This is a genomic window from Marinobacter sp. 2_MG-2023, assembly GCF_030546935.1.
In the GTDB taxonomy this organism is placed as follows: Bacteria; Pseudomonadota; Gammaproteobacteria; order Pseudomonadales; family Oleiphilaceae; genus Marinobacter.
In genome coordinates this window covers 320,621-336,478 of sequence record NZ_JAUOPH010000005.1, presented here as the reverse complement: position 1 = coordinate 336,478, position 15,858 = coordinate 320,621, and the positions used below count along the sequence as shown (strand labels likewise).

The following is a 15,858-nucleotide window of genomic DNA, read 5'->3' as shown; positions in this document are numbered from 1 at the left end:
GTAGCTCAGGGATACTGGCTCCGAAATATGCGAATATGCGACTATTCCTCCCTCATTCCGCCAACCCAGCTTAGTGAACAGCTTTCATGAACGCTTTCAAACCCCGAGTTACACTGACCGAGCAGGTCGCCCGCCACATCGAAAACCTGATTGTTTTCGGCCAGCTTGACTCAGGTGAGCGCATTTATGAGGCCTCCATGGCCAAGCAGATGGAAGTCAGCAACGGTTCAATCCGCGAAGGCCTGTTACTCCTTGAAAAACGCCACCTGGTAACCAACGTGCCGCGTAAAGGCGCTTTTGTTACTACTCTGGACCGTTATTTTGTACACAGTCTTTATGAAACACTGGAACTGTATCTGACCCACACCGGCCGAAAGCTTGCCAGACAATGGCAGCCGGAGGATCTGAAGCGGTTGGAGGAGCTTTATCAGAAAATGGAAGACTGCTTCAAAAGGAACGATTTGACGGCGTTCCTCGATCTGGGCGTTGAATATACCCAGGCTTCTCTGGCCTATGCCGATAACTATTTCATTCTCGCGGCAATTGATGATCTGTGGCCGTCAGCCAGACGCTGCGCCTTCGTAGCGTTCAACCAAGGTGGAAAGCGCGTGCTGGAAGATAACCTGGCGCACATGCGGGAATCCATCAGCGCGATCAGAGACAGGGATGAAGACAGGCTGGCATCAGTCCTTCATCGGTATGCCGCTCAGCAGTGCCAGCAGGTATGCGAGGCAGCCCCTTCCGCAGGAGCCCTTGCCGGGGCCTCTAGTAAAATAGCTGAGTAAACGAAAACCCGATATTCATGTACGCAGCCCAGTTATCTTTATTACTGTAAGCCGTTGCTATCTGCACAGGGCCGAGAAAGGTGTCCACACCTGCAAATAGGCTCCAGGATCTCACGGAGCTATTCCACCCGGCATCACTCAGAGAATCCCAGGCGTTTCCGGTCTCCAGCCCCATACCTGCAAACCAGGGGACTATCGGGCCGCCGAATGCCTGACTGGCATAGACTGATCCCATAGCCGCACTGTCACCCGTAATCTGGCCCGGGGCGTAGGCGGATAGACGTCGAAACCCACCGAGACGCACTGCATTTTCGATACCCGCATTACCTCGGGTGACCGTATGAGCATAGAGCAGTCCCGTTAAGGTAAAGCCCCTCCAGCTACCCGTTCCGAGCACCATCCCTGTTACCGCATCAAAATGCCGGTCGGAACCCAGGTCTTCCCGTTCCAGCCGACCCCGAATTCCAGCAAAGGCGCCTTCGCGTGGGAAAAACGCATCATCGAGGGAGTCGTGAACCAGTTGAAGGCTTACATTGCCCTGGTGAACTGCGCCTTCGGGTGCCACTGCCGCACCAATCTGATTATCCACGGTGGCGTATCCGCGGGTGTAGGTAAACCGGGCCTCCCCGTTTCCACCGAGTTCCGTTCCCAGGCCAACATCGACCTGACGGAACGCAACATCCAGCTCGGCCACACGTTCACCCTCGGCGTCATACACGCTGAACGTATCACGGGAGTACTCAGCACCCGTCACCAGAAAACGCTCATATCCATAATCAAGAGGCTGATACCACTGGGTGCGGATACGCGGCTCCGTACCTAGCTGTAAACCGGTCTGCCACTCGGCCCCAAGCTCATTCAGTTCTGTCATACGCAGGGAAGTTGCAAGATTGAAACGGGTATCACCATCAAAGTTATCCTCGTAGTTGAGGCCAAACGACAGATAATTAGGGCCCCAGCTCTTCTCCTGGACCTTAATTTTAAGCACCGTGCCATCCACTGCCGACGACAGGGAGTAGGACACTATCTCGTAATAGCCCAAACCGTAGATGCGCTTGAGATCTTCTTCCAGGGCTTCAACATCCAGCGGCTCGCCGGTTTTCTGACGTATTCTCTCCCGAAGGAAGTCCCGACCCAGACGACGATCATGCTCAACCTCAATACGGGCAACAGACCCAGCGCTATAGTCCGCGGAGGCCAGTCGTGACCGGTATGCGTGCCAGGCCTCGTTTGATACGACAAGTGCGTTCAGATCCACTGCGTGTTCACGGGCGCCGCTGGCCCCCAACTCAAACAGCAGAGGAGCGTTGTAGAAGTCTGCAGAGCTTTGGCCTTCCAGGTCCGGCCGGATAAGCACATCCTGTTCGCCCAACATTTCAAGCTGCTGGTCGGCATTGCGCCGGGTCATGATGGTCGTCAGTTGGCCGAATACGGAGAAGGCTTCACGCAATTCGTCGGGCCCCATCAAAGCATCGGTGATATCAACAGCGATAATAATGTCGGCCCTCATTTCACGGGCAACACTCACCGGCAGATTATTCGCTATGCCACCGTCGACCAACAAACGGCCATCAAGATTGACCGGGGCGTAGACTCCCGGAATACTCATACTTGCCCGCACGGCGGTAGCAATGTTGCCACTACCGAGCACCACCATATCGCCGGTTTCCAGGTCCGTAGCAACAGCGCGGAACGGAATGGGTAAACGATCGAAATTCTCGACAAGAGCAACGTTGTGGGTCAGTTCGTTGAGAATAAAGCCAAGATTCTGACCGGAGATAATGCCAGCCCCAAGGTGCAGGCCGTCCAGGCTAATGCCAAGACCCGGTGTCACTGGGAATCTCCACTCGCCCTGTTTCCGACGGACTGGTTTGTACGCACGGCCGGGGTCATCCCGAAAACTCGACAACCAGTCCATATTTATAAAGCGCTGTTCAATCTCCGCAACCGACATACCCGAAGCATAGAGTGCGCCCACCGCAGAACCTGCGCTGGTTCCCACCACCATATCCACCGGAATATTCATTTCTTCCAGTACCCGGAGAACACCGACGTGAGCCATGCCTTTGGCGCCGCCGCCGCTGAGCACGAGACCAACCTGCGGACGTTCAGTTTCGGGATTACTGGCCGCCGCGGGAAGCGATGTGAGAAGCGCCATAACCAGGCAAAAGAGGGTTATCCCCGTTGATTGGTTCAAAACGTGGCAGCCCCCTCGGGCTCGATATTCATTTATTGTCCGGCTTATCATCCGCCAACGAAAGGTGCGAGACGTCTGGCACGATCGGCGGCGGCAGCTCACGCTTGACACCTATATCACTGCCAGCCGGTGCCAGCGTCCAGTCATCAAGGTGCTGAAACATGGGAGCCTCTGTCTCCTCAGATTCCATCAATGTGACACCGACAGGGTCGAGGCCAAGCGCTGACCCTGCAAGAATGTCATCTACCTTTTCACCGGCTACCGGCAAACGATCACCCGGTTCTACATCTGGAGCACCTGAGGAGGGCTGCGGGGTTGCCGAGGGAGGAACGGATTTCGCCGGCTCCGGTGCCGCGTTGTCCGGCTGGGCTGACGGGCCTGGTTTTGCCCGAGCCTGAGCGCCTTGCATAGGTTGAACATAGGCAACCATGCCGTGTTTTCTCAGCACCGCGCGATACTTTTCTGCCTGCTCCTCATCCAGCTTATTCCGGATAACCACCGGGCTCCCACTGAACATGCGCTCTATCTGATCAATACTGGCCTTGAACAGCGCGCGTGCATTATTCCGCGCTGTTGCCATATCCGTGTCGGGGACACACTCACCCTTGAATACGAGCTGAAACATGGGCCTCTCTCCTGCAGTCGATTTTCGTTTCATGATAGTTGATAGAACAACGCCAGGGGAGCCCTGCGCACCCGTAACACCGAGCTAAATGTATGCAGACTGCAAACAATTGAAAAAGGTTCAAGAGATACCGCGCAAAAAACGACAGTCTTTGCAATAATCAATCGTAACCAAACATTACATTCTGTTACACTCGAACCGGGACACCTTCCGGGGAGCTTAACAATATGAACATCCAGAACCTGATCCGTGCCGCAGCCGCCGTATTCCTGCTCTCTGCGCCCGCCGTCCAGGCCGAGAATCTGGACGTTGTAATGAGCCAGGTCTTCCACCAGGATCACGCCACCTACATCGGCTTTGAAAGCGTTGAGCGTGAAGATATCCCGGTGTCCGCCGCAGTCGAGCGCAAGTATCTAATAGTGGATTTCCGACTCGCCGCTGCTCAGCCAGCATCAGAGCACCTCCAGGCCAGTGTTCACAAAGTCTGCATGGCTTTGCTGAAAGATCGGGAATTGATCCGCAACCTGTCTGATTCCGGCTATGACATGGTCTCTGTGGCCTTTGATCGCCGCTCTCAGTTCGACTGCCTGTAAAATTGCCCTATAAAGAACTGGGTTGCCGGCTTAATCATCTCGCCCTAGCAGTTTTGGAAAAGCTTCCAGGGCGCTATTGACCGCATCCAGGTTGAAGGCTTCCACATCTGCCATCAATTTTTCACCAAAGCTCGTAACAGACCGTGAACGATAATGCTGCCCCCATTCCTGCACCCGGGAGGCGAAATATCTCATTTCTTCAGGATCACCACTCTCCCGCACAGCTTGCCACTCGTCACCAAAGTCAGCCGTCAGCTGCTCTTGCAGCCAGCCCCGTTCTTGCATACTCAGGGTTTGTGCCAGTAATCGTTCAGATTCCTTGGTCTCGCCGTCGTCTTCTGCCTGTTCGCCGGTAGCCTCAACCTGGGGCAAAGTGAGCGTGAACACAGAGCCGCCGCCCGGCTCGCTTTCTACTTCCAGTTCACCACCCATCATCCGGGCCAGCTTCCGGCTAATGGCAAGCCCAAGACCAGTGCCTCCGTAGCGACGGGTGTTTTGTCCTTCCTGTTGTTCAAACGCGTCAAAAATCCTGTCGCGCTGATCGGAAGGGATTCCAATACCCGAATCTGTCACCTTGACCGTGAGCCGGTAAGTCTGGTGCTCCGGCACCTCACCGGTTTCAGCCTTGGCTGCACGTACGGTTGCCCGCACGGCCACCCCGCCCTCATGTGTGAATTTTATAGCGTTACCGACGAGGTTGAATAACACCTGACGGAAGCGGGTTTCATCCAGCATCATGGTGGCAGGCATGTCTGACCCGACACTTACTTCCAGGGTTATGCCCTGCTCACGAGCGCGCAAATCAAATATGTGGCGAACATCATCAAGCAACCGGCGCACGGATACCGGTGAGTAGTCCAACCGCATCTTCCCGGCTTCAATACGCGAAAGGTCAAGAATGTCATTAATCAGCATCAGCAGGCTGCGACTGCCCGCTCGTATGGCATCCAGATAGTTGCGCTGCTGGGGGTCGGTCACGCTGTTACTTAACAGATCCGAGTAGCCGATCACTGCATTCATGGGCGTCCGTATCTCATGGGACATATTGGCCAGAAACTCACTCTTGGTCCGGCTGGCAGCCTCGGCCTCCCTGGCCAGGCGCTCCGCCTCCAGCTTGGCAGCCCGAAGCTCATCTTCACTACGGCGCAGCGCGTTTTCAGAGCGGATACGCTCATCCACCTCCCTTGACAGCTTGCGATTCCAATACAGAAAGATAAGCACAACCACAATAGCGATCAGGACAACCCGACGAACTACCGTATAATCAGTTTCCTGCTCGATATCCAGGTGGATCCAGCGATTGTATATGGCTTCGGTATCGGCAGGTTTCAGGCTACCCAACGCCTTGTTCAGAATGCGGTGAAGCTCAGGGCTGTCTTTGCGAACCGCGAGCCGAAGGTCATACTGGTAGGGCGTGATACTGGTGATCCTCAAATTGGTAAGGCCCAACCTGGCAACTGTATAGCTGACGGCCGGAATATGGGTCACCATCACATCAAGATCGCCATTGGAGAGTGCCAACAACCCGTCCTCTACCGTTGCCATCGGATAGAGATCCAGGTTCGGATGGTTGATAAGCAGGTAGTCATGGGCCGCGTGTCGGTTAACCACCCCGACTCGCTCACTGCGCAGCTCCCGCAAATCTCCGATAAAACGCCCATCATCCCTTATCGCCAGAGCAATGGGCACATTCACATAAGCCCGGGTGAAAAGAAACGACTCCTCGGTTCGCGGTGTGCGTGACAAGCCGGGCAGAATATCCACATCTTCTGAGACAAGTGCCTGCTCGGCAGCGACACGGTCCTCCAGAATCCTTTCCTCAAACCTTGCTCCCAACTGGTTTTCCAGGCGGGCGACAAGATCTGGCACAAGCCCCGTGGCGCGACCGTCTTGAGCGTATTCAAACGGCGGCCAGTCAGAGCGATAGGCCACCTTGAGATCGGGGTGGCGTTTGAGCCAGTCAATATCGGATGCCGAGAGCTCCACCCCGCTCTGTTCCAGCGCGGTCAGGTCTACCTGCAGCCATGATTGACGGATAACCCTGTGCTCTTTATGAGTAATCGCAGCTACCGTCTGGTCCAGGACATGGAACAGGGGCCCTTTGCTATCATCTACCTCGAATACAACGTCCACCGATTTCTGGTCAAGCAACACCGACAGGCCAATACCATTAATCATAGCTGACTGAAGGTAGTCGGAAACTACAGGTACCGGCCCAAGAAAGGCATCGGCCTGACCAGACAGCACGTGCCCTACAGCCTCGCTCAGGCTCTGAACGGGCACTGGCGTAAAGCTGTTTACAGAATCAAGCATGGTGTACTGGTTGGGATCACCTTCAACTACGGCTATGCGGCCATCTTCCAGATCGGCCAATGAACGAATGGCTGCATCGCCGGCGCTGACAAACAAGCCATAGGTGAGCGACATCAAGGAGCTGGTATAGCGCTTTCCGTCGGGCAAAGGAGTGCCTGGTACTCTGGTGGTCAGAAGCGCATCGGTTTCCGGCTGATCCGCCACTGGCCCCGCATTAGCACCATTGTTGATAACGACCGGCTCGATTGCCAGACCCAGCTTGTCGGAAAGACGCGCAAGATAGTCGATATAGGTTCCGGCAAGAATCCCGTTCCCTGTATCAAACACCAGGGGTACCTGGTCTGCTCGCACACCAATCCGTAGATTTTCCTGCTCACCGACCCAGGCCAACTCCTTGCTGCCCAGAACCGGTGCCGGTGATACCTGGGGCGGATCCGCCGAAACCACTGGTGAAAAAACCAGCAACAGCCAGCTACACATGAACAGAAGAGTGGCCTTCACTGGATATCCTCGGGGTTTACGCTACATTTCAGGGAACCATACCTGCAAATCGGCAAAATTTCATTCATGCAATCGTTAACCGGGAGAACCTCTCTATGGACACCAGCAAACACAATTTGAGTACGCTTTTTGATCAGCTCGGACTGGCCTCTGACGAGAAGAGCATAGAAGCGTTCACCTCCCGCTACTCCCCCCTGCCCCGAGAAATTGCTCTGCAGGACGCCTCTTTCTGGTCTGAAGGCCAGTCCCAGTTCCTTGAAGAAGGCCTGGAAGATGACAGTGACTGGGCGGAGGTGATCGACGAACTGGATGCTATGATGCGACATTGATGCACCATTGCCGTTATATTCGGCAGGTCTGCATGGATTCGCTGTCTAACCTACTCTGACGCAATTCCGACCTGCGTCCTTTGCGGTATAGAGCGCACGATCCGCACGATCAAAAACCGTTTCCTCGGTATCGTCAGGCTTGAAAGCCGTAAGGCCTGCAGAGAAGGTAATCGTTACAGGGCTGCCGCCAAAATGAAACGGAAGAGCGCTGATATGGTCGCGAAGCTTTTCCATCACCATCAACGCATCGTCTGCCCGAGTCTCCGGAAAGAGCAACACAAATTCCTCACCGCCAAAGCGCGCAGCAAAGTCCGTATTACGTAACCGGTTTTTGATTTCTCTGGCCACGAGTTGAAGCACTCTGTCACCGGCTTTGTGCCCAAACGAATCGTTCACCCGCTTGAAGAGGTCTATATCCATTACACCCACTGTCAGTGGGTATTGGTAGCGTCTCCAACGGTTAAACTCGAACGACAAACGCTCCTGCCAGGCCTCCCGGTTCGGTAACTGCGTAAGCAGGTCTGTCAAAGCCCGTTCGCGTTCCTGGCGGACCTGACCCTGCATCCGCTCGGAGTGCGCCTCCATAACCGCCACTTTCTCCTGCACGGCCTGCAACTGTTCGGAAAGCATTTTTTCCCGCTCCGTCTCCTCAACTCGGAAACGGTCAACCGCCTGACCGATAAACTCCAGATGGCGACTAACTGACGTCTTGAGACCCTGAAGGTCGTCACTCGCCTCAATATGCCGGCTAACCAACTCAATCTCTTCACGAATGTTGCAATCAAGCGCTTCTGCTGCTGCCTGACGGCCAGACTGCGCAGACGATTGCACAGAAAAATGCTCCTGCAGCATTTCAAGGCGCTCATCAAGGCGCTTGAGAAAAGACTCGAACTCTCTCTGACTGCGGGTAACGGCAGCGACAATCAGGTCTGCGACCTGGTTTAGCCCATCCCGAAGCTCATCCCAGTTTTCGCTGGTCAGCAATGCCCTTTGAAGGTTCCTCGCTTTCGTCTCGGCATCTGGTTCCAGCGAAACCTGGATAAGTAGCTGGCCCAGCAAATGACCGACCCTCCGGGCAATACGGAGGCGCTGGCTCTGATGCTCGGCATTGGCCACACTACAAGAAGGGTCAGAGTCAGATTCATCTTCAGTCATGGCCGAAGGCTTCGGGCTAGAAGCAACCGTTGCAGACAGTTCGGAGCCGCCGCCATGGCTAGCTGGAACATCATCCAGCAGAGCGACCTGACGATCGATCTGCTCCTGTAGCTCCTTCCAACTATCTATATCAACTTTGCTCTTGCGCAGGTCCAACCGGACGCGGGCAAGCAGGCGATCAAGCTCTGGAGCCTGGCCTTCGGAAGCAAGACAGGTGCGCACCAACATACGTTCAAGCGTATTACGCTCGGCCTTCCAATGTTCCGCCCTGTGTTCTGCAGCTTCAAGCTCCTGGAAATACTTTTCTTTCCAGGATTGATCCGATGACATTAAGCGTTCCCTTCCTGTCCGGGGTTCTGATCGTCACGGTCACGCGAGTTGCCTCGGCGCGCCCTGGGGTGGCTCTGGTCATAAACCCGTGCCAAATGCTGGAAGTCAAGATGAGTATAGACCTGTGTGGTGGCTATGTCCGCATGCCCCAGTAATTCTTGTACCGCCCGTAAGTCTCCGCTGGATTCAAGCATATGACTGGCGAATGAGTGTCGCAACATATGCGGATGGAGCTTCTGGTCAGCACCTTTAACAACACCCCACCGGCTCAGGCGAGCCTGAATACTGCGCCGGCTCAGGCGATCGCCCCGGCGGCTCACAAACAGGGCAGGCTCGGATTCCGGCGCCAACCCTGTGCGGACAGGCAACCACTGTGCTATGGCCTCCAGTGCCTTCCTGCCTACAGGCAGCAAACGGGTCTTGCTGCCTTTACCCAGAACCCGTGCTTCACCACTCCTGCAATCAACGGCATCAATATCGAGGCTAGCCAACTCCGAGAGGCGCAAGCCGGAAGAGTACATAAGCTCGAACATGCAACGGTCGCGCACTTCCAAGGGGTCATCCGGCTGGGCATCAAGAAGCGAACTGAGCTGATCTACATCCGCGACCCGAGGCAATCGCCTGCTGCTCTTCGGGGCCCGGATATCCAATGCAGGGTTATCCGTGGCCCGCCGCTCTCGCAACAAATACTGGTAGAAACGCCTTATGGCTGAAAGGTGGCGGGCAATGCTGCGACCACTCAGGCCCTGGCGGCTGAGGTGGGCCACGTAGCGACGTAGATCGTGACCGCTGACACCCTGCCACTCGGCGTTGCCCTGCTCAACGAGCCAGGCTGCAAGCCGATACAGGTCGTGTTGGTAACTATCACAGGTCCGGGGAGAATGACGTTTTTCAGATGCGAGGTGCTGAATAAAATCCGCCAAGTACCCGCTTAGCTCATCAGGTAATTGAGCCGGCGCGGACACCTTGGTCACTTTAGCGAGCCTCGGTCGCAAGGTCCGTAACTGGAGCCGCCGTTGTGTAGCGCTGAACCATAGGTGGCAGAAGCCGGCTGAGCGTGTCGCTGATGTAGCTTAGAAACAGTGACCCCATGCTCTGGTCAAAATAGCCAGGCTGGCAACTGCCAACTGCAAAAACACCCACAAGGTCGTCATTGCGCAAAGGCACCAGTGCAACCGACGCAATAGGTTCATCGCGGTCAGGAAACAGAAACTCCCGCTCACTCTCCCGGAACTGGCCGCAAACCGCTCTACTGCCATCCAGCAGATTCCCGAGACGGTTCCGTGCCTCAGCCGGGCTCACAACATGGAGCGCCCCCTGAGAGCTGCCGGGTACTTCCACATCGGTAAACAGAATTACAGAAGCGGCGTCCAACCCGAAATCTCCGCGAATACTGTCATCAATAGTCGATGCCATATCCATGAGGTTGCGGGCTTCAATTACCTGCATCAGCAACCGTTTGCTTTTTTCAAACAGTCGATCATTGTGCCGCGCGATGGAAACCAGCTCGACCAGTTCATGCTTCAGGGTGTCACGCTGTTCGCGAAACAGGTGAACCTGGCGCTCAACCAGAGAGATAGCCCTGCCGCTATCGTGGGGCAGAGTCAGGCTGCGCAGAAGCTCATCCTGTTCAATAAAAAAATCAGGGTTGCTTCTCAGGTACTCAGCCACATCTTCCTGGGTAAGCTCACCGGCCTTCTGGCGGGCCGTTTGGTCTGTCATCGTGATCTCCTGGCTTTCAGGTACGTTGTTTGTGTGGGCGGCTAGGCTTTCTGCGCCGGTTACCACCTGGTTCACCAGGCAGTCTCAACTGCCCCTCAAATACACTTGTGGCGGGCCCTTGCATCATAACAGGCGCCCCTTCACCCTGCCATTCAATGACCAACCGCCCTCCGCGCAAATCCACCTCGACACGATTGTCGAGCAGTCCCCGCAGGCACCCGGCCACCACGGCCGCGCATGCACCACTCCCACAAGCAAGCGTCTCGCCCGAACCACGCTCAAACACCCTGAGGCGCGCCTGGCTGCGGCTGACGATCTGCAGAAAACCGATATTGGCTCTGGATGGGAACCTTGGATGGCTTTCAAGAAGCGGTCCAAGGTCGGCAACTGGCGCTGTATCCACATCGTCAACCAGGATAACGGCGTGTGGGTTGCCCATGGAAACAGCGCTGAGCTCAACTTCTCCGGCATTCGTGTCCACCGTATAGACATTTTTACGCTCTTCGGCAGCAAAAGGAATGGCCGGCGGGTTCAATTCGGGCACGCCCATGTTGACCATCACCATGCCGTCTTTGACTACCCTCAGCTCAATCACCCCTGCGGCAGTCTGGACCCGAATGATCTTTTTGTTGGTCAACCGCTGATCGCGGACAAATTTTGCGAAACACCTGGCACCATTGCCACACTGCTCGACCTCGGAACCATCGGCATTGAAAATGCGATAGCGGAAGTCCACATCCGGCAACCCGGGAGGCTCAACTACCAGCAACTGATCAAAGCCGATACCAAAATTTCTGTCGGCCAGTTCCCGGATCATCTCCGACCCCAGCCGAAAAGGCTGACTGATGGCGTCGACCACCATGAAGTCATTGCCCAGCCCGTGCATTTTAGTGAACCGGAGCAGTGGTCCCTGATTTCGGCGCTGTTGTGTCATCTCCTGCCCTGCACTCATTCCGGCAGGCAGCTTTCTGGAGCAAGCTGATCCTCAAGGGTCTCGCGGCGGCGAACAATATGTACCTGGTCCCCATCCACCATGAGTTCTGGCGGGCGGTTTCGGGTGTTGTAATTAGAGCTCATAACGAAACCATAGGCACCCGCAGAGCGAACGGCCAGCAGGTCACCAGCTTTTAGCCGAAGCTGCCTGTTTTTACCCAGGAAATCCCCGGTCTCACACACCGGACCAACCAGATCCCAGGTTTTTTCTTCAACATCCTGATGCGGCTGTGCTGGCACTATGGCCTGCCAGGCACTATAAAGTGCTGGCCGGATCAGGTCGTTCATGGCAGCGTCAATGATTGCAAAGTTGTGATGTTCCGTGCACTTCAGGAATTCGACCCGCGTAAGCAGTATGCCGGCATTGGCTGCAATTGAACGGCCGGGCTCGAGAATCAGCTCAAGCTTGCGATTCCCGATTCGCTCATCCAGAGCCCTGACATATTCAGAAGGCTGCGGAGGCTGCTCATCGTTATAGGTAACACCAAGGCCACCACCCATATCCAGGTGCCGGATGTGAATACCACTCTCAGCCAGAGAGTCGACCAGATCCAGTACCCGATCGAGCGCATCCAGAAACGGAGAGGAAGATGTCAGCTGCGACCCGATGTGACAATCAACACCTTTGATATCAAGATTCGACAGTGTTGCAGCCCGGGCGTAAACGGCCGGCGCTTCCGTGATATCGATACCGAACTTGTTTTCTTTCAGGCCAGTGGATATGTATGGGTGAGTTCCGGCATCAACATCCGGGTTCACTCGCAAAGAAACGGGTGCTTTAACGCCCAGCTCTGCAGCCACCGCATCCAGCCGGTCCAACTCAGTATCGGATTCAACATTGAAACAGCGGACGCCCGCTTCCAGCGCCCTGCGCATTTCCCACTCTTGCTTACCCACGCCGGAAAACACAACCTTGCCTGCATCGCCGCCAGCACGTAGCACACGTTCCAGTTCTCCAGCCGACACAATGTCAAACCCAGCCCCCAGGCGAGCCAACACGTTAAGCACGGCAAGATTGCTATTCGCTTTGACGGCGTAACACACAAGATGCTCCCGCTCTTTCAGAGCATCATCGTAGGCCTTGTAATGGCGCTCCAGAGTGGCCCGGGAATACACATAAGCCGGTGTGCCAAAGCGCTCGGCAATAGAAGAAACAGCCACATCTTCGGCGTAAAGCTCGCCGTTACGGTAGTTAAAATGATCCATTGGGTTCCTGATCGTGTAGCGGAGTCTGGTGCGGCGAAACTGACGCCTCCGGGTTCTCCCGGTATAAAGGCCCCTTCTGGCCACAGCCGCCAAGTGCCGTCGCCACAACCAGAATCATGATTGGCAGTGTCCACGTGCGCATACTTGCCACCCCTGAGTTTATAATGGACAAAGTATACCTGACCCGTGGCCCGCACGGCGAGGGCGATGGGCTATCGAAACGCCTCCAGTTCACGGTTCAGCGACTCCTCCAGAGCCGCACGATAATAAAGGTACTGGCTGGTCTGTATATCCTGCTGATAGACCCTTGGGTCCAGGTCATGGGGCAGGTGCACATCCGTCAGATAAACCGGGTACTGCTCCCGGCTGTGGCGCAGCGAACGGATATAGTGAGCAACAGCCGGAATCAGTTGATCGCCGTATTGCAGCACCGTAAATTCCTGCTCATCACAGTAAAGGTCAAAGCGAACGCGGCTGTCACCCTCCTGCACGCCCACGGCCTGCACCTCAAGCCCCGGTATTGCTGCGCCAGAATCAACGTGCGGCCGGTACTCCGGGCGCCACAGCCCATCAATTACCAGCATTTCGTAGCACCGCACTCCGGCTAAGGCCACAGGCATTTCGCTATTACGCAACGTGCGACGTTCTATCAGGTTCTCCAGAAAACGCAGCAGAGGTATCAGAAAATAGCGGCGGCTGGTGGCAGACTGTTCCCAACTGAACAGTGAGCCGCGCTCATCAATGACCCAAATCTGCGCCCGCTCGCCTCGCAAAAAATAGAAGACCTGAATACTGTCCGGCTCACTGGCCTGGCAGGCAGCCCGCAACGCAGGCTCTTCCAGCAGTGCGTGGCGATCGAAAATGACTGGGAGGTATAGGTCACGGGGCTGAGCCAGGCATTCCATGAGAGCATTCCGGCTTTCAAGGGCAATAAATCCTGGCTCCGGACCGGTGAATTCAAGCAGAAAATACCGGCGATCCATTTCGATGACGTAACGCAAGGGGTGCGGCCCGGTGCCACCAGCAAAGAACTGGCGTAACACATCCGCAAACAGCTCCTGAACTCGCCGAGCAATAGCGCTACCATGCCCCCGCTTGTGGCTGTGTACCTTGATGCCAGGAACTGCACGGGGATCAAGAGCAACCGATGCGAGCACATTTTTTAGGCACTGAACCAGTGTATCACCGGAGGCATAGTGCTGAAGGCTGACTTCGTGCCAACTGTTAAGCGTAATCTGATCAATAGTAACAACCAGGTTTTCACGCCCACCGCTGAAGCCCAGCGAGTCATGCCGGGCGCTCAGCTTGTGCAATCCACGCTCGGTGAGATGAGACTGGGGATCAATACCCACATTGATCAGGAGAAGGTTGCGCAGGGGCCGAACGCCGCGAGCAAGCGCGTCTCGGCCTGCCGGTACCAGGGGAAACGACACAAACCCCGAAAGCGCATCCAGCATTTCCCGCAGCTCACTGATGGATGCAACACCCTGCCCCGCACGGACATTGAGGCGCGTAGACCGGGTCAGCAAGCCGTTGCAGTAACACCAGGCAACCAATTCCGCAAGGTTGCCAGAGCGCCGGATAACCGGCTGCCAGAAGGCATCCGAAGGGTCTTCCAGATCACGGTAGAGTAACCAGCCGCTTCCTGCGCCACCCTGTTCAGACTGATGGTGAAATGCCAGGTTCTCCTCCGCCAGCGACGGAGCCAGGCCCGGGTTGATCTGCTCAATTTTGCCGGCCTTTCGCTGGAATGCCGCGTAAAGCTTGCGTCCGAGAAGGCTGATGTCGCTGATGCTGATCGCCGACTGCTCACCATGATCACGGGCCATTTTTGAGAGCAAACGGTAGCTATGTGTCAGTTCCGACACGACCGCACGGCGCAGAGAGGAAACATCTTCAGCCCGCCAGAGCTGACGATTATCCAACGCTTGAATCTGATTCTCCCGCCAACCCCATCCGTCCACGAGCTCTCTCAACAGCCGGGTTCTCCAAGGCTCCGCACCCTGCTCACCCGACGCGCCGATGCGAGTCAGTGGCAGCCCCGCTTTGATGTAGAAACTCCGACGCACCAGATCAAGCCTTGCTTCAGCCCCGGCTGCTGTCAGCCACTGCTCCAGACGCTGGTACAACATGACATACGGGTCCAGCACATCAACATTGGTAACGCCACTGAAAACCGTTTGCTTGAACACCCGCGACAAAACCGGCTGATCCTGAGTCTGTGCATAACACTCAGTCAGCAACAGTTTCAGAATAGACTTCCAGGGCGCATCAATGCCCTTATAGAGTTGCCACACACCCGCACCAAGAAATTCGCTTGGTGGAATGGCTGGCACGGCACCGAAATCGATGTACTCGTCGTCGCGGATAAAGCGGTAGTCCACCAGTCTGCTTACACATTCCCTGTAGCGGTCTTCCTGATCCGAAGGAATGAGCCACCAGAGCGGATAACATCCGCCCAGATGAATTCCGGTACGATAAAACTCATCCAATAGCAGATAATGCTGGGCGCTGCCGCAGTTTTCACCGCTCACCTCCGCTCGTGGCCGGCCGTCCCGCCATTCGGCTGCAGAGAACACAAATACATGCAGCTCAATACCAAAAGACAGCGCCCACTCGGTCAGCTTTCCGGCCTTGCGCTCCAGGCAACGGATTCCCGCCTCCTGCAGGTCGTCCCGATGACACAACCAGACATCCAGATCGCTGGCCACAGAGTGCCCCAGGGTCCCAGGACTGCCCATCAGGAAAAGAGCTTCCAGATCTGCCCGTCGCCGACCCTCATCCCGAATACTGAAGGTACGGGCCAGGCGCCGCGCGGCCCCCAGAGCTGCGGGATTTGGCTGATAGTGGCTAAGGCCGTAGGGACAGTCGACGTCCAGATAGCCGGGCAGCGCCGGATGGTTGGTGTGAAACACCAGGGGTAAAACCTCCAGCACTACCTGTTGCCGATAGGTGAGCGACGAATGGGTCCTCTCCCAACGCTGGTGATTAACCATGAGAAACCGGTCCCGCAGTCGACGCAGGGTTTTGCGGTCAATGCCCTCATCAAAATCCAGGGCAATCGGTTTGGCATGAGCGGTCAAGGCAGCTCCGGGGGAGAGGTTAGAAA

The 15,858-nt window shown here is 55.9% G+C and carries 13 protein-coding genes; 3 read left to right on the top strand and 10 right to left on the bottom strand.

From position 1 onward, the window contains the following. Window positions 1–86 precede the first annotated feature (86 nt). A complete protein-coding gene (locus Q4501_RS15335; protein WP_303597135.1) occupies window positions 87–785 on the top strand; it encodes a GntR family transcriptional regulator in 699 nt (232 codons plus the stop codon). Here the strand turns inward: Q4501_RS15335 and Q4501_RS15330 are convergent. Both Q4501_RS15330 and Q4501_RS15325 read right to left on the bottom strand, forming a co-directional pair. Next, complete coding sequence (locus tag Q4501_RS15330; protein ID WP_303597175.1) at window positions 766–2,943, bottom strand: patatin-like phospholipase family protein; 2,178 nt, start codon at window positions 2,941–2,943, stop codon at window positions 766–768. The genes Q4501_RS15335 and Q4501_RS15330 overlap by 20 nt on opposite strands. Window positions 2,944–3,010: 67 nt before the next feature. Continuing rightward, window positions 3,011–3,607 (bottom strand): hypothetical protein, encoded by a 597-nt coding sequence (locus Q4501_RS15325; RefSeq protein ID WP_303597134.1) that lies wholly within the window; start codon window positions 3,605–3,607, stop codon window positions 3,011–3,013. Between the two features lie 227 nt (window positions 3,608–3,834). Here Q4501_RS15325 and Q4501_RS15320 point away from each other — a divergent pair, with 227 nt between their 5' ends. Beyond that, a complete protein-coding gene (locus Q4501_RS15320) occupies window positions 3,835–4,200 on the top strand; it encodes a hypothetical protein (RefSeq protein ID WP_303597133.1) in 366 nt (121 codons plus the stop codon). A gap of 30 nt (window positions 4,201–4,230) precedes the next feature. Here Q4501_RS15320 and Q4501_RS15315 read toward each other — a convergent pair whose 3' ends face one another. After that, complete coding sequence (locus tag Q4501_RS15315) at window positions 4,231–6,993, bottom strand: transporter substrate-binding domain-containing protein (protein WP_303597174.1); 2,763 nt, start codon at window positions 6,991–6,993, stop codon at window positions 4,231–4,233. 116 nt (window positions 6,994–7,109) lie between these two features. Here Q4501_RS15315 and Q4501_RS15310 point away from each other — a divergent pair, with 116 nt between their 5' ends. After that, window positions 7,110–7,343 carry a DUF2789 domain-containing protein gene (locus tag Q4501_RS15310; RefSeq protein WP_303597132.1) on the top strand — a complete coding sequence of 78 codons (234 nt, stop codon included), beginning with the start codon at window positions 7,110–7,112 and terminating at the stop codon, window positions 7,341–7,343. 45 nt (window positions 7,344–7,388) lie between these two features. Here the strand turns inward: Q4501_RS15310 and Q4501_RS15305 are convergent, their stop codons facing one another. The 7 genes from Q4501_RS15305 to Q4501_RS15275 form a co-directional block, all read right to left on the bottom strand. Beyond that, window positions 7,389–8,828 (bottom strand): GGDEF domain-containing protein, encoded by a 1,440-nt coding sequence (locus tag Q4501_RS15305; RefSeq protein ID WP_303597131.1) that lies wholly within the window; start codon window positions 8,826–8,828, stop codon window positions 7,389–7,391. Continuing rightward, window positions 8,828–9,802 carry a tyrosine recombinase XerC gene (gene xerC / locus Q4501_RS15300; RefSeq protein ID WP_303597130.1) on the bottom strand — a complete coding sequence of 325 codons (975 nt, stop codon included), beginning with the start codon at window positions 9,800–9,802 and terminating at the stop codon, window positions 8,828–8,830. Before xerC ends, Q4501_RS15305 begins: the two co-directional genes overlap by 1 nt. Before the next feature lies 1 nt (window position 9,803). After that, window positions 9,804–10,550, bottom strand: coding sequence for a DUF484 family protein (locus Q4501_RS15295; protein WP_303597129.1), 747 nt, complete (start codon window positions 10,548–10,550; stop codon window positions 9,804–9,806). A gap of 16 nt (window positions 10,551–10,566) precedes the next feature. Then, the gene (dapF, locus tag Q4501_RS15290; protein WP_303597128.1) at window positions 10,567–11,484 is read right to left on the bottom strand and encodes a diaminopimelate epimerase; all 918 of its coding nucleotides are present in this window, start codon (window positions 11,482–11,484) and stop codon (window positions 10,567–10,569) included. Between the two features lie 14 nt (window positions 11,485–11,498). After that, window positions 11,499–12,749 (bottom strand): diaminopimelate decarboxylase, encoded by a 1,251-nt coding sequence (gene lysA / locus Q4501_RS15285; protein ID WP_303597127.1) that lies wholly within the window; start codon window positions 12,747–12,749, stop codon window positions 11,499–11,501. Beyond that, the gene (locus Q4501_RS15280; RefSeq protein WP_303597126.1) at window positions 12,736–12,891 is read right to left on the bottom strand and encodes a lipoprotein; all 156 of its coding nucleotides are present in this window, start codon (window positions 12,889–12,891) and stop codon (window positions 12,736–12,738) included. Before Q4501_RS15280 ends, lysA begins: the two co-directional genes overlap by 14 nt. A 70-nt stretch (window positions 12,892–12,961) precedes the next feature. Then, window positions 12,962–15,832 carry a class I adenylate cyclase gene (locus tag Q4501_RS15275; RefSeq protein ID WP_303597125.1) on the bottom strand — a complete coding sequence of 957 codons (2,871 nt, stop codon included), beginning with the start codon at window positions 15,830–15,832 and terminating at the stop codon, window positions 12,962–12,964. Window positions 15,833–15,858: the final 26 nt, after the last annotated feature.

Bases quoted from the DNA above. Each gene is read 5' to 3' on its own strand.
- dapF (WP_303597128.1), bottom strand. From the start codon at position 11,484: ATGACACAACAGCGCCGAAATCAGGGACCACTGCTCCGGTTCACTAAA.
- lysA (WP_303597127.1), bottom strand. From the start codon at position 12,749: ATGGATCATTTTAACTACCGTAACGGCGAGCTTTACGCCGAAGATGTG.
- Q4501_RS15320 (WP_303597133.1), top strand. From the start codon at position 3,835: ATGAACATCCAGAACCTGATCCGTGCCGCAGCCGCCGTATTCCTGCTC.
- Q4501_RS15315 (WP_303597174.1), bottom strand. From the start codon at position 6,993: ATGTGTAGCTGGCTGTTGCTGGTTTTTTCACCAGTGGTTTCGGCGGAT.
- Q4501_RS15280 (WP_303597126.1), bottom strand. From the start codon at position 12,891: ATGCGCACGTGGACACTGCCAATCATGATTCTGGTTGTGGCGACGGCA.
- Q4501_RS15310 (WP_303597132.1), top strand. From the start codon at position 7,110: ATGGACACCAGCAAACACAATTTGAGTACGCTTTTTGATCAGCTCGGA.
- Q4501_RS15335 (WP_303597135.1), top strand. From the start codon at position 87: ATGAACGCTTTCAAACCCCGAGTTACACTGACCGAGCAGGTCGCCCGC.
- Q4501_RS15330 (WP_303597175.1), bottom strand. From the start codon at position 2,943: ATGGCGCTTCTCACATCGCTTCCCGCGGCGGCCAGTAATCCCGAAACT.
- Q4501_RS15295 (WP_303597129.1), bottom strand. From the start codon at position 10,550: ATGACAGACCAAACGGCCCGCCAGAAGGCCGGTGAGCTTACCCAGGAA.
- Q4501_RS15305 (WP_303597131.1), bottom strand. From the start codon at position 8,828: ATGTCATCGGATCAATCCTGGAAAGAAAAGTATTTCCAGGAGCTTGAA.
- Q4501_RS15325 (WP_303597134.1), bottom strand. From the start codon at position 3,607: ATGTTTCAGCTCGTATTCAAGGGTGAGTGTGTCCCCGACACGGATATG.